Source organism: Enterobacter cloacae complex sp. SYL003, from assembly GCF_049236925.1.
GTDB classification, from domain to species: Bacteria; Pseudomonadota; Gammaproteobacteria; order Enterobacterales; family Enterobacteriaceae; genus Enterobacter; species Enterobacter intestinihominis.
Map to the genome: position 1 here is coordinate 1 of NZ_JBMKJK010000024.1, position 20,140 is coordinate 20,140.

At 45.7% G+C, this 20,140-nt stretch carries 22 protein-coding genes; 11 read left to right on the forward strand and 11 right to left on the reverse strand.

The features are described 5' to 3' along the window. Positions 1–198 precede the first annotated feature (198 nt). The 4 genes from ACOT1A_RS21610 to ACOT1A_RS21625 all read left to right on the forward strand — a co-directional run bounded on the left by ACOT1A_RS21610 (position 199) and on the right by ACOT1A_RS21625 (position 2,425). Positions 199–516: a hypothetical protein gene (locus ACOT1A_RS21610; protein WP_000785965.1), complete on the forward strand. Its 318-nt coding sequence runs from the start codon at positions 199–201 to the stop codon at positions 514–516. Positions 517–538: 22 nt separating this feature from the next. Beyond that, positions 539–844, forward strand: a complete 306-nt coding sequence (locus ACOT1A_RS21615) for a hypothetical protein (protein WP_001100610.1) — start codon at positions 539–541, stop codon at positions 842–844. A 44-nt stretch (positions 845–888) separates the two neighbouring features. After that, a complete protein-coding gene (locus ACOT1A_RS21620) occupies positions 889–1,560 on the forward strand; it encodes a S1 family peptidase (RefSeq protein WP_000285959.1) in 672 nt (223 codons plus the stop codon). 457 nt (positions 1,561–2,017) lie between these two features. Then, on the forward strand, positions 2,018–2,425 hold the full coding sequence (locus tag ACOT1A_RS21625; RefSeq protein ID WP_001371904.1) for a hypothetical protein: 408 nt from the start codon (positions 2,018–2,020) through the stop codon (positions 2,423–2,425). 50 nt (positions 2,426–2,475) lie between these two features. Here the strand turns inward: ACOT1A_RS21625 and ACOT1A_RS21630 are convergent, their stop codons facing one another. The 4 genes from ACOT1A_RS21630 to ACOT1A_RS21645 form a co-directional block, all read right to left on the reverse strand. Further along, on the reverse strand, positions 2,476–2,865 hold the full coding sequence (locus ACOT1A_RS21630) for a hypothetical protein (protein WP_236689843.1): 390 nt from the start codon (positions 2,863–2,865) through the stop codon (positions 2,476–2,478). Next, complete coding sequence (locus tag ACOT1A_RS21635; protein ID WP_122966916.1) at positions 2,762–2,977, reverse strand: hypothetical protein; 216 nt, start codon at positions 2,975–2,977, stop codon at positions 2,762–2,764. Before ACOT1A_RS21635 ends, ACOT1A_RS21630 begins: the two co-directional genes overlap by 104 nt. Continuing rightward, the gene (locus ACOT1A_RS21640; RefSeq protein WP_100185530.1) at positions 2,959–3,873 is read right to left on the reverse strand and encodes an IS5 family transposase; all 915 of its coding nucleotides are present in this window, start codon (positions 3,871–3,873) and stop codon (positions 2,959–2,961) included. Before ACOT1A_RS21640 ends, ACOT1A_RS21635 begins: the two co-directional genes overlap by 19 nt. A 287-nt stretch (positions 3,874–4,160) precedes the next feature. Beyond that, positions 4,161–4,858, reverse strand: a protein-coding gene (locus ACOT1A_RS21645; RefSeq protein WP_095033700.1) for an IS1-like element IS1B family transposase whose coding sequence is annotated in 2 segments (ribosomal slippage) — positions 4,161–4,609 and positions 4,609–4,858 — 699 coding nt in all. Because the reading frame shifts where the segments join, the coding sequence is not laid out codon by codon here. Between the two features lie 325 nt (positions 4,859–5,183). Here ACOT1A_RS21645 and umuD point away from each other — a divergent pair. Then, the gene (gene umuD / locus ACOT1A_RS21650) at positions 5,184–5,618 is read left to right on the forward strand and encodes a translesion error-prone DNA polymerase V autoproteolytic subunit (RefSeq protein WP_000111290.1); all 435 of its coding nucleotides are present in this window, start codon (positions 5,184–5,186) and stop codon (positions 5,616–5,618) included. Then, positions 5,608–6,861: a translesion error-prone DNA polymerase V subunit UmuC gene (gene umuC, locus ACOT1A_RS21655; RefSeq protein ID WP_421625532.1), complete on the forward strand. Its 1,254-nt coding sequence runs from the start codon at positions 5,608–5,610 to the stop codon at positions 6,859–6,861. Before umuD ends, umuC begins: the two co-directional genes overlap by 11 nt. A 45-nt stretch (positions 6,862–6,906) precedes the next feature. On the opposite strand, the gene ACOT1A_RS21660 is transcribed toward umuC, so the two are convergent. After that, positions 6,907–7,716 carry a DsbA family protein gene (locus tag ACOT1A_RS21660; RefSeq protein WP_000031378.1) on the reverse strand — a complete coding sequence of 270 codons (810 nt, stop codon included), beginning with the start codon at positions 7,714–7,716 and terminating at the stop codon, positions 6,907–6,909. Positions 7,717–8,086: 370 nt separating this feature from the next. Here ACOT1A_RS21660 and ACOT1A_RS21665 point away from each other — a divergent pair, with 370 nt between their 5' ends. Next, positions 8,087–8,434, forward strand: a complete 348-nt coding sequence (locus ACOT1A_RS21665; protein WP_121343843.1) for a hypothetical protein — start codon at positions 8,087–8,089, stop codon at positions 8,432–8,434. A gap of 59 nt (positions 8,435–8,493) precedes the next feature. Here ACOT1A_RS21665 and ACOT1A_RS21670 read toward each other — a convergent pair whose 3' ends face one another. The 3 genes from ACOT1A_RS21670 to ACOT1A_RS21680 form a co-directional block, all read right to left on the reverse strand. Beyond that, entirely contained in the window at positions 8,494–8,754 is a 261-nt protein-coding gene (locus tag ACOT1A_RS21670; RefSeq protein WP_001439466.1) for a hypothetical protein, read from the reverse strand. A 195-nt stretch (positions 8,755–8,949) separates the two neighbouring features. Further along, a complete protein-coding gene (locus ACOT1A_RS21675) occupies positions 8,950–9,342 on the reverse strand; it encodes a hypothetical protein (RefSeq protein ID WP_000843243.1) in 393 nt (130 codons plus the stop codon). A gap of 24 nt (positions 9,343–9,366) precedes the next feature. Further along, positions 9,367–10,116 (reverse strand): thioredoxin fold domain-containing protein, encoded by a 750-nt coding sequence (locus ACOT1A_RS21680; RefSeq protein ID WP_000720274.1) that lies wholly within the window; start codon positions 10,114–10,116, stop codon positions 9,367–9,369. A 147-nt stretch (positions 10,117–10,263) separates the two neighbouring features. On the opposite strand from ACOT1A_RS21680, the gene ACOT1A_RS21685 reads away from it, so the two are divergent. The 4 genes from ACOT1A_RS21685 to ACOT1A_RS21700 all read left to right on the forward strand — a co-directional run bounded on the left by ACOT1A_RS21685 (position 10,264) and on the right by ACOT1A_RS21700 (position 13,144). After that, a complete protein-coding gene (locus tag ACOT1A_RS21685; protein ID WP_000494968.1) occupies positions 10,264–10,803 on the forward strand; it encodes a lytic transglycosylase domain-containing protein in 540 nt (179 codons plus the stop codon). 82 nt (positions 10,804–10,885) lie between these two features. Continuing rightward, a complete protein-coding gene (locus ACOT1A_RS21690) occupies positions 10,886–11,443 on the forward strand; it encodes an HAD domain-containing protein (protein WP_001371950.1) in 558 nt (185 codons plus the stop codon). 123 nt (positions 11,444–11,566) lie between these two features. After that, positions 11,567–12,628: an HNH endonuclease signature motif containing protein gene (locus ACOT1A_RS21695; RefSeq protein ID WP_000902297.1), complete on the forward strand. Its 1,062-nt coding sequence runs from the start codon at positions 11,567–11,569 to the stop codon at positions 12,626–12,628. Between the two features lie 9 nt (positions 12,629–12,637). Continuing rightward, the gene (locus tag ACOT1A_RS21700) at positions 12,638–13,144 is read left to right on the forward strand and encodes a YrhA family protein (RefSeq protein ID WP_000654195.1); all 507 of its coding nucleotides are present in this window, start codon (positions 12,638–12,640) and stop codon (positions 13,142–13,144) included. A gap of 122 nt (positions 13,145–13,266) precedes the next feature. On the opposite strand, the gene ACOT1A_RS21705 is transcribed toward ACOT1A_RS21700, so the two are convergent. Genes ACOT1A_RS21705 through ACOT1A_RS21715 form a run of 3 tightly spaced genes read right to left on the reverse strand, consistent with a single transcriptional unit; the run spans position 13,267 to position 19,677 of the window. Then, positions 13,267–17,217 (reverse strand): conjugal transfer protein TraG N-terminal domain-containing protein, encoded by a 3,951-nt coding sequence (locus ACOT1A_RS21705; protein WP_000386160.1) that lies wholly within the window; start codon positions 17,215–17,217, stop codon positions 13,267–13,269. Between the two features lie 8 nt (positions 17,218–17,225). Further along, entirely contained in the window at positions 17,226–18,641 is a 1,416-nt protein-coding gene (gene trhH / locus ACOT1A_RS21710) for an IncHI-type conjugal transfer protein TrhH (RefSeq protein WP_001257292.1), read from the reverse strand. Next, complete coding sequence (locus ACOT1A_RS21715) at positions 18,631–19,677, reverse strand: thioredoxin family protein (RefSeq protein WP_000196727.1); 1,047 nt, start codon at positions 19,675–19,677, stop codon at positions 18,631–18,633. The genes trhH and ACOT1A_RS21715 overlap by 11 nt, the downstream gene beginning before the upstream one ends. Between the last annotated feature and the right edge of the window lie 463 nt (positions 19,678–20,140).

The following is a 20,140-nucleotide window of genomic DNA, read 5'->3' on the forward strand; positions in this document are numbered from 1 at the left end:
AGTTTAAACGGACCAGTGAAGCTTACCATAGCGCGGACATCTGAATTGAGCCACAGGCGGACATTACTATTGAGCCATTACAACTTAAGTGCGCATAATCAGGATTATGTAAGATCAGCGTTAAGTAGTCGATTTATTTGAAAGTGACGTCGTCTTTAAGTTAAAATCACCTATAATCAATACCTACTGGAGCAGCTCATGGCTGACACCTACCTCCCCCCGGGCTTTAAAAAATGCAAATCATGTCAGCAAGTTAAACCCTTTGAACAGTTTGGAAAAGAGCTCAAGGGCAAGTTTGGCCTCAAGAGTAAATGCCGAGCGTGTATTAGCGAGAAAAACAAAACGTACGCAGCAGGCCCAGGGGCCGAAGTAAAGACGCAAAATAATAGGACCTACCAGGCAGAAAACAAGACTGAGCTCGCGGAGAAAATGCGCGTTAAGCGTGCGAAAGAAAAATTTGGTGATCGCTATAATTCCTACCTCGCTTCTTTAGAGTCCATGAAAAAACTCAAATAATGTAATCGCCAACGGAGGAATAATGAATGTACATCTGAAATATGATACGATAAAGCACTATCACTTTGATTGGCTAACGCCTGCTGGCGACTATCCTAATTCAGCGGTTATGCTCGTAGGTTTCCGTGATGGGCGCTGGATTATTGTTCAAGAGTTCGGAAATGATTATAGCTGCTTCGAGGGCGTTCTGAAGAATGGTGATGATCTTAATACGGAGCCTAAATTCTATTCCGACTTAGAAAGCGTAGCGGTTGCTGCTTTTGGCATGATGAAGCAGATATATCCCCAGTACCAAGATAGCACGTTAGAAGAATTCCTCGCTGGATAAAATATTCTAGAAACCAAACTCGCCTTATTCGAAGGAAACTGACTATGTATAGAAAGGTTTTAGCTCTTTCAGCCTTACTGATTTCTGCTTGTTCCACCGATAATCCTCATAAACAAAGTATGCACCACAATGATTTTGAGCTTTCGGACTCAGCTGTAAAAATTCAAATCAAGTCTGGAAATAAGACAATCTCCGGCTCAGGTACTTGGATCGATGAACAACATATTCTTACAGCTTCACATTTATGGCTTGATGCAAGCAAGGATTATAGTCTAAGTATAATAACAAGGAATGGGAGCCAACCAGCAACAGTTATCAATATTGATGATCCTAAGAACCGGGACCTCGCTCTTTTAAAAGTAGAAAAAAATACTATTGTCAAAGCCCCACCTAATTGGAAGCTTCCAGTATGTGATAATGTTCTAGCTCCAGGTGAGTCTGTTTGGGTTCTATCGGGAATGTATAATACGCTTTCAAATACGTATGCTTCCCCCGACTCAACCTACTATTATAAAGGAATAGTTGGTTCTGATGGTTTGACTGCTTTTTATCAAAATGGAGTTAGTGGAAGCGCTGTGTTAAACCAATCTAAGAGTTGCTTATATGGTGTTGTGAGTCAACAAGACATTAAAAAGATCAATGTCTATCAGATATATATTACGAAGATTACTACAAATGAAATTATACGCGGATTCATAGGTTATAAAAATAATTAAATGAGCGTAATCTTACAACAGGCAATTCCGACGTTATCTGCGTTGGTCTACCTATCTGAACCTTTAAAAGGAACGTCTATCATGTATAAACTTTTACCCGCAATACTAGTCTTTCTTTCGGTGTTCCTTGGACTAATCGCTCTACTCAGTGCTATCAAAAATGGTTCTGATGAATTGGCGGTATTCCTCATTACACTTTCGGCGTGGTTCGCTGCTTTAAGTAAGTTTTATTCACTTAAACTGTATAAAAATAGTTAGCCTGTGAATCCAAATACAGTTGACAAGTATCCAGCACTGCCCCCGTGATTTATTCAGGTTAGAAGCATTCCCGGAGTGCAGGCTGGGATTAGAAAAGTTACTTTTCTTACGATGTACCAACCAATAGGGCACGACTTATCGTAATGCCTAATTACATATTACCTGTTTAAGTCGATCTAATAATTTCATTGGAGCAGACATGTCCCCGGAATTGGTATCAGGCATTGCACGAGTGGCGCATGAAAAGCTACTTTCAGTTTTGACGGAGTGCGGCACAAAGAAGACGAAAGGCACATGCCTTTTTGCAAGCTATCTTGTATGTTATTTAGCAAAAACTAAAGGTCTAGATGCTGTTGTTCGTGGGGGTAACGGTGCAGATGATGGCGGTATATTTACAGAGAGTGGTGGCTTTGGCCATTATTGGTGTGAATTGAACTTCGAAGAAGTGCAATATTATATTGACATCACTTCCGAGCAGTTTGGGTTTCATCCATACATAGTGAAACGCGTCAACGATATAACAGGATGGCCACGATATATTCCTGGTGATCAGGAAACGGTCGATAGTCATTTAGAACAATTATTACGCGACGGCTATACAGAATAGGCTGCGTATACACTATCGCAGCCTTTCAGGCTCTTAACCCTTGTGACCAGTTAACGGAACCACTCAGGATGACGCTGCCGATCAACGTTGATAACCTGCGAATTAAATTCAACGACATCCGCTGGAGTAAGCATTAATTCATCAGGATTTACAATAAATGGTCTTAAAACCACTTCGCCACCGTCTTCTTTTGCACCGTAGATATTAATAAGAAAGTGCAGTCGTTGATTTCCGTCAGCATTGCGTTGCCATTCTCTAAAAGTCAAAGTCTGTTTAATATAGTTTGTTAAAAGAAATGCGAATTCAGATTCTTCCGTTTGTGAGATACCGTTTTTGTTAGACATTTTTTTTAGTATCTTTCCGAGCATGGATACACAGGCATCTAGGGAAGGTGCGAATAAGCAGGTCATTTCTTCCCAAGCTGACTCGCTGATTAAAATTTCGCGGATCTGGGCCGATTTTTTTCCCGCAAACACATCGAATCAGCCTATTTAGGCTATTTTTTCCACCATTTCTGGCGTTATTTCCGGTTTTTACTGAGATCTCTCCCACTGACGTATCATTTGGTCCACCCGAAACAGGTTGGCCAGGGTGAATAACATCGCCAGTTGGTTATCGTTTTTCAGCAGCCCCTTGTATCTGGCTTTCACGAAGCCGAACTGCCGCTTGATGATGCGAAACGGGTGCTCCACCTTGGCACGGATGCTGGCTTTCATGTATTCGATGTTGATGGCCGTTTTGTTCTTGCGCGGATGCTGCTTCAAGGTTTTTACCTTGCCGGGACGCTCGGCGATCAGCCAGTCCACATCCACCTCGGCCAGCTCCTCGCGCTGTGGCGCTCCTTGGTAGCCGGCATCGGCTGAGACAAATTGCTCCTCTCCATGAAGCAGATTACCCAGCTGATTGAGGTCATGCTCGTTGGCCGCGGTGGTGACTAGGCTGTGGGTCAGGCCACTCTTGGCATCGACACCAATGTGGGCCTTCATGCCAAAGTGCCACTGATTGCCTTTCTTGGTCTGATGCATCTCCGGATCGCGTTGCTGCTCTTTGTTCTTGCTAGAGCTGGGTGCCTCAATGATGGTGGCATCCACCAAAGTGCCTTGGGTCATCATGACGCCTGCTTCGGCCAGCCAGCGATTGATGGTCTTGAACAATTGACGGGCCAGTTGATGCTGCTCGAGCAGGTGGCGGAAATTCATGATGGTGGTGCGATCCGGCAGGGCGCTATCCAGGGATAATCGGGCAAACAGGCGCATGGAGGCGATTTCGTACAGGGCATCTTCCATGGCACCGTCGCTCAGGTTGTACCAATGCTGCATGCAGTGAATACGCAGCATGGTCTCCAGCGGATAGGGCCGTCGGCCATTGCCCGCCTTGGGATAAAACGGCTCGATGACAGCGGTCATATTCTGCCATGGCAGAATCTGCTCCATGCGGGAGAGGAAAATCTCTTTTCGGGTCTGACGGCGCTTAGTGCTGAATTCACTATCGGCGAAGGTGAGTTAATGGCTCATGATGTCCCTCTGGGATGCGCTCCGGATGAATATGATGATCTCATATCAGGAACTTGTTCGCACCTTCCCTAGACTTAACGATGTTAAAATTTTGGTTGTATTAAAATCCTCCTGCGAAAGTGAAATCATCCATGTATTATCTTTATGATAGTCGGTGATATAAATAAAATGAGATGTAAAAGGCGTTGAGTGATTGAACTCTCCTAGGTAATGACTCCAACTTATTGATAGTGTTTTATGTTCAGATAATGCCCGATGACTTTGTCATGCAGCTCCACCGATTTTGAGAACGACAGCGACTTCCGTCCCAGCCGTGCCAGGTGCTGCCTCAGATTCAGGTTATGCCGCTCAATTCGCTGCGTATATCGCTTGCTGATTACGTGCAGCTTTCCCTTCAGGCGGGATTCATACAGCGGCCAGCCATCCGTCATCCATATCACCACGTCAAAGGGTGACAGCAGGCTCATAAGACGCCCCAGCGTCGCCATCGTGCGTTCACCGAATACGTGCGCAACAACCGTCTTCCGGAGCCTGTCATACGCGTAAAACAGCCAGCGCTGGCGCGATTTAGCCCCGACGTATCCCCACTGTTCGTCCATTTCCGCGCAGACGATGACGTCACTGCCCGGCTGTATGCGCGAGGTTACCGACTGCGGCCTGAGTTTTTTAAATGGCGGAAAATCGTGTTGAGGCCAACGCCCATAATGCGGGCGGTTGCCCGGCATCCAACGCCATTCATGGCCATATCAATGATTTTCTGGTGCGTACCGGGTTGAGAAGCGGTGTAAGTGAACTGCAGTTGCCATGTTTTACGGCAGTGAGAGCAGAGATAGCGCTGATGTCCGGCAGTGCTTTTGCCGTTACGCACCACCCCGTCAGTAGCTGAACAGGAGGGACAGCTGATAGAAACAGAAGCCACTGGAGCACCTCAAAAACACCATCATACACTAAATCAGTAAGTTGGCAGCATCACCACCTCGCTGAACCTTGCCATATAAGCATCGTACTCAGCCTGGTCTTCAGGAGATAAAAAATTTGGTGGGAGGAGCATCAGAATCCTTTCATCCTAGCTTGTATACCTTCTTCGTAGGCCAGCTCGCCATTATCGGTAAAAGATGGTTTTTGATGTTTATGATAAAGCTTAATTTTTCGTCAGGCTTGATAGCGTTACCGGAGAGATTTGATCTTTTCTCTTCAACTCGCAATACTGTTTATACATACAGTACAAGAATTCGAGTGTAGCTATGTCTGTTATCCTTGAGCACATTAGCAACAAGCCTTACGAAATGGCACCTTTTTTCAGTGATTTACTAAGCTGTGGAGTGATGAGTCCGTGCGCCGGGCATGAAGATAATGAATTAAATTTGCATGAATATGTAGTCCGCAACCGCCCCTCAACCTTCTTTGTCAGGGCGGCGGGCCTCAGTATGATCAATGCCGGTATCAATGATGGAGCAATACTGGTTGTGGATCGGTCTTTAACAGCACGACACGGCTCTATCGTCGTTGCGCTGGTGGATGGAGAGTTTACGGTAAAGATCTTACACACGTATCCTGAGCTGCTTTTGATGCCTTCTAATCCAGCCTATAAGCCGATACGTGTAAATCCTGAATCCCTTGAGATATGGGGCGTCGTCACCTTTGCACTGAATCAGTTCAGCCATGTACATGCACGTTGATATTAACGGAGCCTATGCGGCATTTGAGTGTGCGATGGATCCCAAGCTGTCAAAAAAGCCGCTCATCATAGCCAGCAATAACGATTCGTCCGTCATTGCAATGAATAAACTGGCTAAAAGCGTTGGTATTAAGCGTGGGACCCCAATTTTTAAGTGCAGGGATTTGATTCAGCAACACCGGATCGAAGTCCGGAGCTCTAACTTTACTTTGTATGAAGACTACTCAAATCGCTTCCATGAAACGCTGAAAAGCTTCGCGCCTCAATCGAGTCGATATAGCATAGATGAAAATTTCATGTTATTGAAAAACATGAACAAGATAATAGATTATGAAGATTACGGCCGGTTGATCAGAAGTACACTTCTTCATAATCTGTCCCTTACCTGTGGTGTGGGTTGTTCAAGCACCAAAACCCTCGCTAAATTATGCACCTATGCGAGCAAACGATGGGCAGCTACAGGCGGGGTTGTAGTTTTGACTGATCAGGCCAGGATCAGGAAGCTCCTGAGCCTGATCAGTACCAGAGAAATATGGGGTATTGGTCGAAAGATTAGTGAACGCCTGTCGGCTTTCGGGATCATCACTGCCGGTGATTTTTATAATAGCGACGTTCGCTTTTTACGTAAAAGCTTTGGCGTTGAAATCGAGCGTACCTGGCGGGAACTGCATGGCGAACCATGTTTCCGGCTGCACGAGTCTCCTCCTGTCAGGCAACAGATTATCGTTTCCAGAAGTTTTGGTCAGCGCCTTAATGAGATAGGCAAGCTACATGAGGCAGTTTCATTTTTTACCGCCCGGGCGGCAGAGCAGCTGCGCAAGGATGGCTCGTGGACCCGTCAAATCACAGTCTTCATTCAGAGTAGCAATTATGCGCAAGGTGAAAACCGCTACAGCAATTGTGGTATCGAGCCGCTTACCGCTACACAGGACACCCGCGATCTGGTTGATGCAGCCATGACCATCCTGAACCGCATTTACAGACCCGGGATAGCGTATGCGAAAGCAGGGGTAATGCTCTCCGCTATGACTGACGGCACAGAGCAACTCAGCCTGTTTGATACTCGCCCGGCCAGGCCTGGCAGTCAGGCACTGATGAAAGTTATGGACCGGTTCAATAAAGAAAAGCGCGGAGCTCTGTTTTTACTGGGGGAAGGCATTCAACAGGATTTTCGTATGAAGCAGGCCATGCTATCACCGAGATATACGACCCGCTGGGATGAATTACTCGTTGTAAAAGCGTAGCGGCCATGACCGGCATGGCCGTACTCATCAAATGTGAAAGTAACTTTAGGCCCCGCGAGCTTTTTCGATTGCGCCCTGCAAAGTTGCTGCGTCCATAGCCCCGGGGATAAATGTGGTAGTCGCCGCATTCGGCTTTTTCATATTCATAATGATGAAACCGGGTGTGCCGGTGATCCCGAGCGCTTCGCCCAGCTGCATATTGCCGGAGATCACGTTTTCATACCGGTTTTTTTCCCTGTCAGAAAACGTGCTGTTAAACCCTGACTTTTCCACCACAGTATTAAAGTCAGTGAGTTCGAATTTGCGTTGAGAGGTCATGAAGGTATGAGCCACAGCCATCAGGTTGTTGTGGTACTTACGATAGGCTTCAGCACCGAAATTCTGATAGACGTGCAGACCCGTAGCGGCCCCCATGGCAGATACAGGTTTTGAACCGGCAAAAATCGGGAATTCTTTAAAGAAGAATTTTACATCTTTGCTCTGATTCATTACCGATTCAACAACAGGTGTAACCCGCATGCAGTAAATACACTGATAGTCGAAGAACTCGATTACCGCGACGTCGGCGTCATCAGGGCCGATGTTTGGCGTCTCCTTGGTATCCAGCAGAGCTGGCGCATATGGAATTATTCGTTCCACTGAGGCACTCACGTTCTGATTTTCCAGCGCCTTACCTGCTTCCACTAAATAATGGGGATTTTTTACCAGGTAAGTAGCGGCAATTTTGCCAATTTCTTCCTCACTGAGCACCTTCGGTTTAAAATAAGTTGCCGTGATTAACGCCGAGGCAGCGGTAGCAATAACCGCAGAAATTAAAATCGTGGCCATCGGTTTTAAATAAAATTCTTTAGACATAGCTACCTTTATGCTTTTCAGCCTGTTAGTTATTAACCTGCGATGGATTATACTGGCCCGGTAAATCGGAATTATTCGTGAAACAATGCTTTTTGGAGATTAAAGGATGATTAGGCAGGGCTTTATACTCACAACCGCAATGCTTTTGAGTGGATGCGGATATCATTTCGCAAACCAGGTAGATGCGTACGATCTAATGCCTCGTCCTGTTACAAATAAAAGGTTTCAGATAGTCCCTCCGGACGAAAGTATTCAGTCCAGAATGTTTTCAGGCCGTTTTGCTGATGGATTAGCAAAAAAAGGAGTCATTATTTCCACTCACCAGCCAGATTATGTGCTCAGGTTCCGAATCAGCAGCTCACAGGAGAACATGCAGTATAGCGAGCAGCTTCTTACTGGGGTGACAGGCTACGTTGTAGATAAAAAGACAACGAGAACTGACAAGCATGGCGAATTGCATACTGACTATGACTACAAGCCAGTCGATGGGGTAATAGGCACTGAGACGATGTCGCAGATGCACTATATGCGACAGCTGGATGTCGAGGTATACCCGTCAGCGAAAGGAGCAAAGCAGGTTCTGAAAGTGAGTATGCAAAGCAATGCACCTGTGCCGTCAGACAGCATTGCTTATTCAGCAATGATCGACGCCTTTACTGATAAATTTGATGCGCCGCTGCGTTCCGGAAATTATGTTGCAGTGATCCCCTGGAACTGAAAGCAGACGGCGGGAAGAGAATGTTCAAAAGTGACTTTTGGACACGCACATTAACGTGGCTATCGCCCTCCCCCATTAAAATCATAAAGTCGGTAAAGATCGCCCATCGTGATGGAATTGGGCTTATTAATGAACAGATACTGTAACTGTTCTTTATGTTGAGTACTGGCAGCTGCATTCATAAGCACTTCCAGGTAGAACTTGTAGCCTATGCTTCGCTCTGAATACATATACTGGAACTGCATCAGTAAAATGCCTGACATAACATACAACAGCAGCAGACTGAGTAATACAGTGCTATCAGGCTGTTCCAGTGCCATACTGACATACCCTGAACCCAGAATGCACAGAAGCCACCCCGTCATTAGAGCAGGCACCCTACGACTCAGACGTTTATAACAACGTTTTATTACGGGATCCCGGAGATACTTTTTGTCAGGTATCCCCGTTGCTCTGATGACGAAGCTACTGAGTATCGACATCTTTTTTCCTTCTGGACGCTCTCAGTCAATAAATCAGGCCAGGCGCTCATTGAAAGCTACCACGAGCTGCGAATCGGGATTTTTTACCAGTTCGGGCCGGATAACTTTTAGTTGCCTCGTTGGGGCGAGCTCATCTGTAGGCCTGATGGTGGTATTACCCGGCCCCTTGCGGGTACTGTCGGTGTTTACCTTGAGCTTTTTATTTCCCAGGTAGCTTTCCATCTTTTTAGAGATGGTGTCACCTGTGGTCGCAACACCAGAGAGTTCCTTTAGATGTTCACCTTTATCCATTTGTACCGATGACATCAGAAATCCGATTCCGGGATCGTTTTCCGTTCCACAGGCTCCGTACTGACATTGTGCAGCGAAAACGGGCTGTACACCTACAGCAACCAGCATTAACGTACTCAGTAAAGTAGATTTCATACACACCTCTTACAGTCGGAAAAGTTACTTTTGCGCAGCGCCCATTTGGGTCACCAGGTTTTCCGGGCTCAGCCACCCCGTAAATAACTGCGGTTTGCCGCTTAGTGTCACCATGGTAGGAGTACCTTGCAGCGGGATTGTTGAGGCCACCTGGAAATGCGATTTGATAATGTTTAAGCAAGCCTCATCAGGACGTCCTTCCGGGATAGTTGAAACCGGATTCATCGCTGCATCCAGAGCTTCGTTTGGCTTTGCTGAACACCAGATTTTGGCCATGTTCCCGGCTACTACCGAGTTCAGTCCTGCACGTGGGAATGCAAGAAACTTAATCGAAATACCGGCATCAAGATAAGACTTCAGATCATGATGCAGTTTTTGGCAGTATCCACAGGTTATATCGGTAAAGATAGCAAGCCGGTATTTTTCGTTTGGTGATTTGTAGTCGATGGATTTTGTTTTGGATGCGAATTCCCGGACGCCCATTAAAATGGCCTGCTCAGTGGTGTTTACCACATCTTTACCTTTCACGTGGAATAAGCTTCCGGTAAAAATGTAATCTCCGTCTTTGCTCACGTAACTTACCCCCTCCCTGGAAATCACCGTAAAAATATCTTTTACTGGCGAGGGTTCGACGTGCTCGATTGAAAGCCCAATGGCTTTGAGCTTATCCCGGGCTGCATCTGGCAGTACCATTGTATTAACCGGCTCGGCATTCATCGTGAAGGCGGTACTTAATGAAAGAAGTAATACCGATGCCTTAATAATTTTTTTCATTTCCGCTCCTTAAATCGAGCACTAATATTATCACGCCCCAAAATTCCAGAATTTTGCTTAAACGCTTAAATCAACGGGTAAAGCCGAAAGAAAGTCGATAGATATATGGGAGAATAGATAAAACGTAGATTCAGTGGAGAAATCGTTGTGTTTACACCACCAGCAGATGATGTGAAACCTATTCCCGTTCCTGATGAGATTTACACTCAGTGCATTACGGATGCCGCCCGCTACTTCGGAATTGATGCTGAACTGGTTTTTACGTTGTTTGACAATGAAGGCGGTAAGGTTGGTACTTTCAGCAGGAATACTAACGGCACTTATGATATTGGCCCAATGCAGATCAACTCATCCAATCTACCTGAAATAAAAAAGCATTTCCCGACGGTAACGTGGCGGGTTCTGGCTTACGATGCTTGCGCAAGTTTCTGGGTTGGAACATGGTGGCTCTATAGAAAAATTGTTGATCGCAAGGGCAATGTGTTTGAAGGGATTGCAGATTACAACAGCAAAACCCCAAAGGTACGTGCAAAGTACATATTTAACTTCATGGTAAAGTACAATCGCCGGATCCAGCAGCGTAACGGGATGGGTGAGCTTTATCAATGGACCCAGCAACCTCCTCGATACAATGGCCATATAGCTAAAAATGTCCCGGAGCAAAACCCGACTCCTGTTGTTAAATAAATACAACCCGATATTACAGAAGATCATCGAGTGGCTTGGGTAAACCACCACAAATATTTCACACTGACTCAGGAGTAATATATTGTCTTCTTCTGCAAGAAATTTATTTAAGATTCTCTCTTCTTTCTTGATCCAGAAAAACCCTCATCATGAAGAAGTATGTGTTCATGAAGAAACAACAGCTGGTTTATGGGCCCCTCTCCCTGATTCGCATGTCGTGCTTTTCTTAGATTTCGATGGGGTTTGCCACAGGTGTAAAAATGAAACCTTTGAGCGAATGCCACTGTTAGAGAAATTGCTGGATAACTGCCCTGCCATGGTGATTGTTATCTCCAGCTCATGGCGTGAGTGCGCTAATACAAGTTATCTGAAATCTCTGTTCCGGGTGCCTTATAGAGACAAAATCATAGGTGCAACCGGTTCGGTATATTTAAAACACGGACAGACTGGTGTGCGGGCTGCCGAGTGTGAGGACTTTGTCTTTTCACATCGAGTTAAAGCATTTATCTGCCTTGATGACGACGAATCATTATTTCCGGCCGGTTATCCGCATTTGCACAAAACCGATTATTACACGGGCCTCACCGAATCTGACCTTGCAGCTCTTAACGCAAGGTACCATCAGCTCATGGGACGCTGATGAACAAAGTAACTTTCCTTTTACCCTGTCACTGCTGATCTCGTACGCCCATCCACTTTAGGATTGATTGTTTTATACCATACGCAATAATGTCTCATATGAATTCGACAAGAAAGGGACATTATGCTGCATCACTGTCAGGCTAAGTCACTGGATGACATATACCTTGAGGATATTCCCCACATCATACATCCGGCCACGGCGGTACATGACCTCGAAGATACCGCCCTGCCAAACCGGATTATTCAGGAATGGAATTTACCGCAGGGATATACACAGTTTGTCAGCCGGTATCACCAGTTCCACCATCAACGCCCCTGGCTCGCTTACCGCGATACGCTTGACGACATCAGATACGGTAAGATCGTTCTGCTTAGAAAAGACATAACCGGCAATGCCGGGCCGGGGGTTATATCAAATGGCAACCTACGCAATGACCTGCCCCTGTCCCTCTTTACCCGTCTGCGCGATATCATCTCTCGTCAGTTGAAACGCCCGGGGTATTACGTTCGATCAACGACACCAGCACAGCACGCCCAATCAACAAAAACCATTAATTCCAAAGCGGCTGGTCGTCTTCTCGCAGCTGGCGGGCTTTATAATGGAAATGTGGAGGGATTTCGACATACGGCTGAACAACTTGGCGGCGAAGCTGTTGAAGGCTATGACCAGGTATTGAACGAAACAACTTCAGGTATGCTGGTTGCAGCGGCTTCACTTCTGGTTATCCGAAATCCAAGGTCTGCGGATGAATTGACAAGTTATCTCGGCAAGTACAAAAAAGCACACGTTTTGCTCGATGATATGAATGTTAGCGAATTGAACTACATGCGCCGAGACAGAGCTGAATATTTAGCTCTCCGTGGACAATTCAACAATACTGTACGCCCTAACTTCCTTAAATCACTTTCAGACCACCCAGATGCCCTGGCTACGTTTGAACCTAACGATTTGATGAAACTTGCAACAGGCAAGGTCCCCTCTGGGTGGCAGGTTCACCACAAGATCCCTCTTGATGATGGTGGCACAAACGCTATAGACAACCTGGTACTTATTCAGAATTCACCATACCATTCAGCACTGTCGAAAGCACAATCCATCATTACGAAGGATCTACCGTATAATTCAAGCACCAAAGTTCTATGGCCATCGCCGAACGGTGTTATCTACCCGGTAGGAAAGTAAGAGGCGCTCATGAAAGATTTAACTCAACTACTCAGCAGCTTAAAGAGGTTGATGGTTGCAGATCACTACCCTTTAGCCAGCCCGGTAGCCCCGGAAGTCTTGAAAGACTTAATCTGCAATCCGCCTCCAGTGGAGTGGGCAGATCACAAAAAGAGCGCCTATATAGATATACAGAAACTCATTAAAACCAGGCTTGATTATGCCCAAGTGTTTAATGCTATGGATGGTTTTGAGTACAACGGACTTACGTTTTATAACCTTGTTCAGGCAGAGAACGAAAATCTATTGTGGTCAAATATTTACATACGCAACTTTGAAGCACGAGACAATGAAATCTACGTTGACCCAAATCTCACTGATAAGGTGTTAATCGGAGAAGATGGCATGTCACTTTTCGCTTATAGTTTTGCAGACGACTGCTTTCAGATAAGAGACAAAGCATCTACTGATTATGTTATTGAATCTCATACAGAGTTTGATAGATTTTTGTCTTCACTGATTCAAACCGTCAGTTGAATGTTCCGCAAGAGCGGTACTTCTGAAAAAAAGGCCGCAAACACATACTTTGCGGCCTTAATTGTTTAGCAGTAATTTACAATCTATTGATAGTCATTTCAGGAGGTTATATTCAACCTCCCTTATTTTTTATTTTCATTAAGCCACTGATCCGCTTTATCGACACGTGACTGGTAAGGCTCATTTGTGTTGCTCAGCTCTGACTTCATGTACTGAATGAATTCATCTGCTTTCTGAGGCCCAAAGCGTGGGTCATCCGTCAATTGCTGCCGGATAGCCCTTTCAGAGTTCTGCGCTGCATTCGCATAAGTCGAAACGCCGTCGCTGCTAATACTCTGATACCGGTCACTTACAGCTGCGACGCCATCAGACATCTGCATGTGATTAAGGACTTTACCCTGGAGAGAATCAGGCATATTTGCAGGGTTAGAGGCATCATTTGCTATCGATGTCTGGGTTTGAAGGATGCCCGCTCCCGTAAGCATCTCATTTACCGGTTTCGCCCCAACGCTGGTTAGCGTATCCGAAACAAATTGCTGGCCCCCGAGTAGCGCACCAGAAATCGCGCCCCGCTCAGTGTTGGCCTCTATCTTTTCCCCAACCAAGCGATCTGTGACGGTCTGAGTGCGGTTACCAACGAGACCACCGCCCGACCCACCTTCTCCCAGGTTTGCCCGTACGACTGACTCAAGTGAACCATCAGCTCTGTTATGAGTGTTGAAACTGCTATGGATGCTCTTAACGTCATTCATACTCCAGTTAACGTTATAGTTACCCAGTTCATTAAGGATCTTCTGGGTATCCGCTTTGAGCTGCTCTCTTTCGGCACCGGTAGCCATGGTGCTGGCACCATAGGTAAAGACAGCTTGCTGTGCCAATTCAGCTCGCTTATCGTCCCGGCTTAAGTTCGGGTTGTTGGCAACACGACTAAAGTAGTTATCAGTGTTATTAGATAAGCCACGAACTTGCCCGCTCTGATACATACTGTTCAAAGCAGTGGCTCGTTGATCCATTCCATCACCAACCACCCGACCTCCAACCTTTTCCAGATCGTTAAATGTGCCTTCTGCATTTCTGACATCCTGACCCGAATTGACGACTTTCTCTACACCCTGATTATTCAGTACAGGTCCATTCTTTTCGAGAGAATTAAGCACATTCCTTTCTTCATCAGAATAAGTGCGGCCCACGTTGTTGTTATGTATTCCCTGAATATCGCCTTTGCCCGCGTTATCAAGGTTATACGGAGTAAAGCCAGCTTCACTTTTTCCAGGGACATGCTGTGTCGCGTCCTGAGCGTTGGAGGAAAGACCGAGTTTAGCCTGCGAATCTACACTTCCACCCAGTTCCCCTACGCGTGACGCACTCATCACGCCAGACGTATTTACGCTGTCAGGAGTTCTATCCTGTGCCTGAGTGATAGTATTAATTCCTGACCCGTCACCTGAAATTCTGTCGAGCTGATTGGTGATAGGTAGCAGCTGCTGTGCATTACCACCGAAGTCGGAAACCAGACTTTTAAGCAGGCTGGAGGTTTCACGGAGATCCTGTTTATTACTTTCGGCCGTCTCTCCCCGGGCGGTATCAATCGCAATTTTTTGCTCACTGAAATCTCGGGTTGCAGCCACAAGCGCGTCAGTACGTTGAAGCTGCGATCCAAGCTGATTACTGGCCTTGAAGGTATCGTTATAGGAGTTGAATTTCTCCATAAACGCATTCTCATCCAGCCCATTCTTACGAGCAAAATTCCTTACATCATCATCACTGAAGTTTTTGTTGCGAATAGAATCGGAGAACCTGTCCAGGTTAATGCTTTGTTTAGAATCAAGGCTCATTCCACTATTGGAGCTTGCGTTAGTCGAAACCGATGTAGAAATATTTTGCGCCATCGTCTGTGTCGCCTGGTTCATTTTCGACGATGCTTCTTTAAACGCATTAGTATTGGATATCTGATCGCTGCTTACCTGAGACGCCGCTTTACTGAACTGGTCAGTTAACGCAGAATCCTGGCTAAGCTGATTCGTGATTGCTTTTGAAAGGTCATTTGAAAGCGAGTCACTGCCTGTATTGGTCTTAGATGCACCGCTACTCAATTGCCCTGCTACAGCCGCTTTCAGCCCGGCTCCATTGCCAGTTCCAACACCTCCATTAAGCCCAGCGTTGAGAATAACATTTGAAGCAATGCTGGCCATCTGAGACGCACTCACCCCATGTTTCGTTGCAATACCTTCTGCTACAGAGGCACCAATCTTATCCGAGATCTGCTTCATTGTTTGCAGGTTGGTTGAGAACTGCTGGCTCGACTGTCCTGACCTTCCAATTTCGCTCATCTGACTGTAACCAGCCTGGAATGAATTACTTGCCGCACTCATAACTGATGAGGTTACAGCTGATCCTTGTCCCTGGCTGTTAGCGATACTTGAACCAGCATTCCACATTCCAAGACGGAAATTACTTGAATCAACTGCGCCGCCATCGCTGTATCCCTGACCGGTACTGGTTAAGGCGGTTCGTGTCACGTCACCAAATGAAGATTTACCGCTGTTAGGGCCATCCCATACTTTGGGCGTTACATGACCAGTATCCACCGGCGCATCGGGGGTCACTCCCTTAACCGCATTCATCATCGGGTGAATCGACTGTGTCATCAGGAATAATGTGAGTACCGGAATCAGAGCATAGAGGGCGGAAGCAACAGACAGGTATGAACTGTATGTTTCCGCAAGCCCTGGGAGTCCCATCCACGTGACGGCATTATTCTGGCTGTTGAGGGTGCTCCAGGTATCCAAGTCGGCCGTCGCGACTTTCTTCACATACGCGTTGACCATTACTGCCGTAAGCGGCCACATATTCACGAAGAGGATAAGTTGCAAATATTTCGCCGCAGCGGCAACACCATTACCACCTAACGCCAGCAGCATAAGCAAAGCAAATGGAGCAACCATATAAGCAAACATTTCAAGGAATGCGATTGCTGCTCCCGACAGTTGTAACCACAACTGGCCCTGTGAAGCCATTGTGTTGGTTCGCTTCAGAGAAGCCTCAAACAACTGCATATCGGAAGCCAGACCGAGTGGGGTCTTATATTTGCTTGCGCCATTTCTGAGCTCATTCATAATGAACAGGTTCAGGGTGGCGTCATACGAACCAATAGCCTTACCGTACATACCATTTGCTGACGCCATAACATCAGTAAAGCTTGCGCCGGTAGGTGCACCATTTGCTTCGTCTGGAGTAAGGATGCCGTTTGTCTGTCCTATAAGGGAAATAGTCTGGCGAGCTTCAGCTGTACTGGTAACCTGTTTCACAGTTGACCAGACCTCATCACACGTACCAGATTTTGAACCGTTAGCGCCAACAATACTGGCAGAGGCATTCTTCAGTGCGCCTTTCATCGCCTGATTAATCCGGTCCATGCTATCTGCCAGATTAGCTGAGAAAATATCGTTAAAAATAGTTTCTTTACCGGCAATATTTGCGCTTGAGTTTTGGGTAGCCTTCAGGCAGTTGTATGCAAGAGACTGAACGGTAGCACATACGTTCATTGGCCCTAGCCCGCTGGCCGGTTCAGGAAATGCGGAACAGTAGCCCTGGCTATCGCCGCCCCATTGCAAAAACTTCACGAATCGGATCATCGGACCGAGGGTGATGTCATCGTCCAGAGTTGTTGCAGACAGGTCCACCGGAGAAAGCGGATCAAACGCTGTTTTATAATCCTTCAGCAAACCCTGGCTTAAGTTAGTGGTGACGGTTGCCATCGCAGCAATAAAAATTGGAATTCCGTCGACGTTTCTGACCTCTCCCGACTTTACAGATTCAATAGTTACATCCACTCGAACCATTGCCATCATGAAAAGGATCAACCCCAAAAACCAGGAGAAAAACGGTAATTCATTTTTGGTCGGAGCCTGAAGCCATAGCCACGTTTTATAGAATAGGCTCACACCTGCTACAACGGCGGCCGTGGTCAGGAACTCTTTTACACCAGTATATTGAGAAAAGATCAGGGCAATACCGGTAAAAGCCGACCAGACAAAATCAATATCACCCAGGGTATATATGTTGTAATCCATGTCAGACCTCAGTTACGTGTGCCACGAATACTTTCAGTGAAAGCCTTCCGTTGCAGGCGACGGTTATCCCAGGTTGAAATGACGTCCGAGCTGGTACCGACCTGGCTGTGCGATAGCTCATAGGCGGCTTTAACCTGTTTTGAGAGATTGTCTGTTAATCGGTTGAGATCATCCCTTTTACCCGACAGCGACTCACTCGGTATGCTCATGGTTGAAATTTTGGCCTCAACCTGGCGCAACATGTTGATTACGAGGCTCGTCGCAGCAATAGTGCTGATGTCCTGAATGTATGCGTACCCTTCCGGTGCTTCGAATGTTTGCAAAGAGTCGATAATGGTCGGGATGCCGATATAGGAGATAATGCGTAATTCATCATCTGAAACACGAACGTCGTTGATGATTTTTTTCTGTACGTTTAAAAGAAGATCAGAAATGGTATCCTTCAATCCCTTAAAACCACCGTCATTAACTTCTGACATGACAAGGCACTGAGCCTTTCGTGGGGATGATGGATCTGGTGCCGGAGAACACTTGAGCATTTTAATTGATCCGCCAGCTGGTGGCCCCATGATGTAATCCGTGACAGTCATGGTAGACGGGCGGACTTCCATTCCCGCTTTTTCGCCTTTGCTATCCCAGTTGATAATGACAGTACCTACGAGAGACATAAGTTGTTCTGCCAGTTTATAACCGGATAACTCCGTTACCCCTCCGATGTTCATCGTTCCCTTATCAATATCCATGAACGACATATAGAAGAGGTTACCACTGAATTTTTCAGCGAACTCTTCGGGATCCTTTGCTTTAACCTGAGAAGTGACAGCTTCAGGTGACTTTGTCATCGATGAGCCAAAATCAGGAATAAGACCATTAATCGATCCCAGAATTGAGGCTGGTCCAGAGCTAACTGAGTTAGCGAACTGGCTTGGCGTACCCACGTTTTCAGAAAGGAAAGAGTAAGTTGCATTGCATGAATCTTTCGCAAATTTATTTAGCGCTTGCAGTTTGTTTTGGATGTCATTAATCGTTGCAGCACAGTCAGCACAAATAGCTGAAACAGCAACGTTAAAAGCATAGATAGCCGCACCCTGGGCAATACCACGGGCCACCTGCACAAGCTGGTCCCCGTTGATCATGCTGAAGGACCCAAGAAAAACGTCAATACCGTTACAACCGACAGAAGCTTTTGGAAACGACATGGAAACAAGGTTGGTATTAACGTTTGTTGTTCGGTAAGACATTGACCCGCCAACTATGCCTGTACGGGTTGCTGTGGAAAAGGTGGCCGGGCTGGTAGACGTCATCATGCCATTGAAAATGTTACGCATTGCGTTGTCTGCATTTGCAGTCGGGGCTAAAATTGCAGCACAAACAGAAAGAGACAAAAGTAACTTTTTGAAGTTGAAAACGGCATTACTGCGCATAAGTGCCTCCAAAACTGCCGCCAGCATTGAGATAATTGACCGGATCGGCCGTAGGCATGTCATAGCCTTCGAGTTTTTGGTCCATTATTTTTTGAAGTAGGAATGGGTCTGATTCCATTTCGGATTTATTAACGGTAATAACGCCATCATCGCCGATGGTATATTGCCTTTTAATATCTAGAGTTGACTGGAACGAAGCGTCATCGATCAGATTCATGCCCTTCGCGGCAAGTATAATAGTGTTCTTTAATTCATCAGCGGAGATCATGCCTTCACTAATGCGCTGAGCTGATGTCCCATCCTTTGAAACCAGGAAAATTGTAGGTACCTCTCGAATTTTAAATTGATCAATAATTTGTGCGTTGGGGATGTTAAAATCCTGAAAAAGGCCATTATGCAATGGCCTTCCATCCATACTGATTGGAAGAATATCTACCGAATAATAGTTCTGCATAAATTGAAGTATTTGGCTTTCTTCGTGGCAAAACTGGCAAGTACTCTGGAAAAAGAAAAATAAACCTGACTTAGTAAAGATATCTTTCATTACCGTTTGCTGATTTTTTTCAACAACAGTGCGGTGAGCATCCAGTGCCACCTTTTCCACTGGTTGCCTGCGTTTTTCAGACATCATCGGGTTTTTAAGAAAATAATCTTTTGATTTGTCAGAAAAACGCGTACTGATATCCAGCATTAACCTTTGCGCCGTGTAATAACGTGATAGATTTTCTGCGGTAGGGTTATCCATTGCCTGCGTTAACAGTCGAGGCATATTCTCTTTTAGCCATTTTGAATTTAAATCTACCATTTCCTCTTTTGAAGGCGAGCTAGCAGCACCGGTTGGTGGCAAAACCTCTTCTTCTTCAGCTTCGCTTTTTTTAGCAGGATCGTCATACCAGAAGAAACCCTTCTTATAAGCCTGGCCAGATACAAAGGGCGTATCTTTTATTAGGGGTTGCTCAGGGCTGGCGTGGGCACCAGTAATTACCAAAGACATAAGCAAAACCATCTTTGAAGGCGCTAATGCAATACGAGTCATAGACCGTTCTCCTTTTCTGATGCGGTTATGATGGCATACAAAAAAAAGGTTAGAGCTCGTATAGCATGGTCGTTTTTATGTTGAAAAGGACGGAAAAGGAGTGCTGACTAAGAAGATAGTCTCGGTGATGGAAAGATCATCCATCTTGCACGTTGTCAAAAATCCGGTGTAACAAAAACATGGTTTTATCGAATATCTAAAAGCAAATATTGCTTTGAAAACAGGTGTATTTAGAGCTGAAAAAAATCATCACAAGTAATGCTGTTTCTATATTTCAAAAAAGGAATAGCTAAGGATCAAAGAAGCGAACTTAGACAAGAATATAAAATATATTAATTGAAAGCGATTAAGAAGTCGTCATGCATAGAAGGTTTTGAGAACCTAAGTAGTTTTACGTTTTCAACAGAAAAAAAGGTGCACATTTTTGGAACGAAGAAAAACTGAATAAAGAAAAATCAAATTA

Excerpts from the sequence above, each read along its gene's own strand:
- ACOT1A_RS21660 (WP_000031378.1), bottom strand. The coding sequence starts at position 7,716 with ATGTCTAAAGAATTTTATTTAAAACCGATGGCCACGATTTTAATTTCT.
- ACOT1A_RS21680 (WP_000720274.1), bottom strand. The coding sequence starts at position 10,116 with ATGAAAAAAATTATTAAGGCATCGGTATTACTTCTTTCATTAAGTACC.
- ACOT1A_RS21610 (WP_000785965.1), top strand. The coding sequence starts at position 199 with ATGGCTGACACCTACCTCCCCCCGGGCTTTAAAAAATGCAAATCATGT.
- ACOT1A_RS21620 (WP_000285959.1), top strand. The coding sequence starts at position 889 with ATGTATAGAAAGGTTTTAGCTCTTTCAGCCTTACTGATTTCTGCTTGT.
- umuD (WP_000111290.1), top strand. The coding sequence starts at position 5,184 with ATGTCTGTTATCCTTGAGCACATTAGCAACAAGCCTTACGAAATGGCA.
- ACOT1A_RS21670 (WP_001439466.1), bottom strand. The coding sequence starts at position 8,754 with ATGGCACTGGAACAGCCTGATAGCACTGTATTACTCAGTCTGCTGCTG.
- umuC (WP_421625532.1), top strand. The coding sequence starts at position 5,608 with ATGCACGTTGATATTAACGGAGCCTATGCGGCATTTGAGTGTGCGATG.
- ACOT1A_RS21715 (WP_000196727.1), bottom strand. The coding sequence starts at position 19,677 with ATGACTCGTATTGCATTAGCGCCTTCAAAGATGGTTTTGCTTATGTCT.
- ACOT1A_RS21615 (WP_001100610.1), top strand. The coding sequence starts at position 539 with ATGAATGTACATCTGAAATATGATACGATAAAGCACTATCACTTTGAT.
- ACOT1A_RS21665 (WP_121343843.1), top strand. The coding sequence starts at position 8,087 with ATGCAGTATAGCGAGCAGCTTCTTACTGGGGTGACAGGCTACGTTGTA.
- ACOT1A_RS21625 (WP_001371904.1), top strand. The coding sequence starts at position 2,018 with ATGTCCCCGGAATTGGTATCAGGCATTGCACGAGTGGCGCATGAAAAG.
- ACOT1A_RS21695 (WP_000902297.1), top strand. The coding sequence starts at position 11,567 with ATGCTGCATCACTGTCAGGCTAAGTCACTGGATGACATATACCTTGAG.
- ACOT1A_RS21700 (WP_000654195.1), top strand. The coding sequence starts at position 12,638 with ATGAAAGATTTAACTCAACTACTCAGCAGCTTAAAGAGGTTGATGGTT.
- ACOT1A_RS21675 (WP_000843243.1), bottom strand. The coding sequence starts at position 9,342 with ATGAAATCTACTTTACTGAGTACGTTAATGCTGGTTGCTGTAGGTGTA.
- ACOT1A_RS21705 (WP_000386160.1), bottom strand. The coding sequence starts at position 17,217 with ATGGATTACAACATATATACCCTGGGTGATATTGATTTTGTCTGGTCG.
- trhH (WP_001257292.1), bottom strand. The coding sequence starts at position 18,641 with ATGCGCAGTAATGCCGTTTTCAACTTCAAAAAGTTACTTTTGTCTCTT.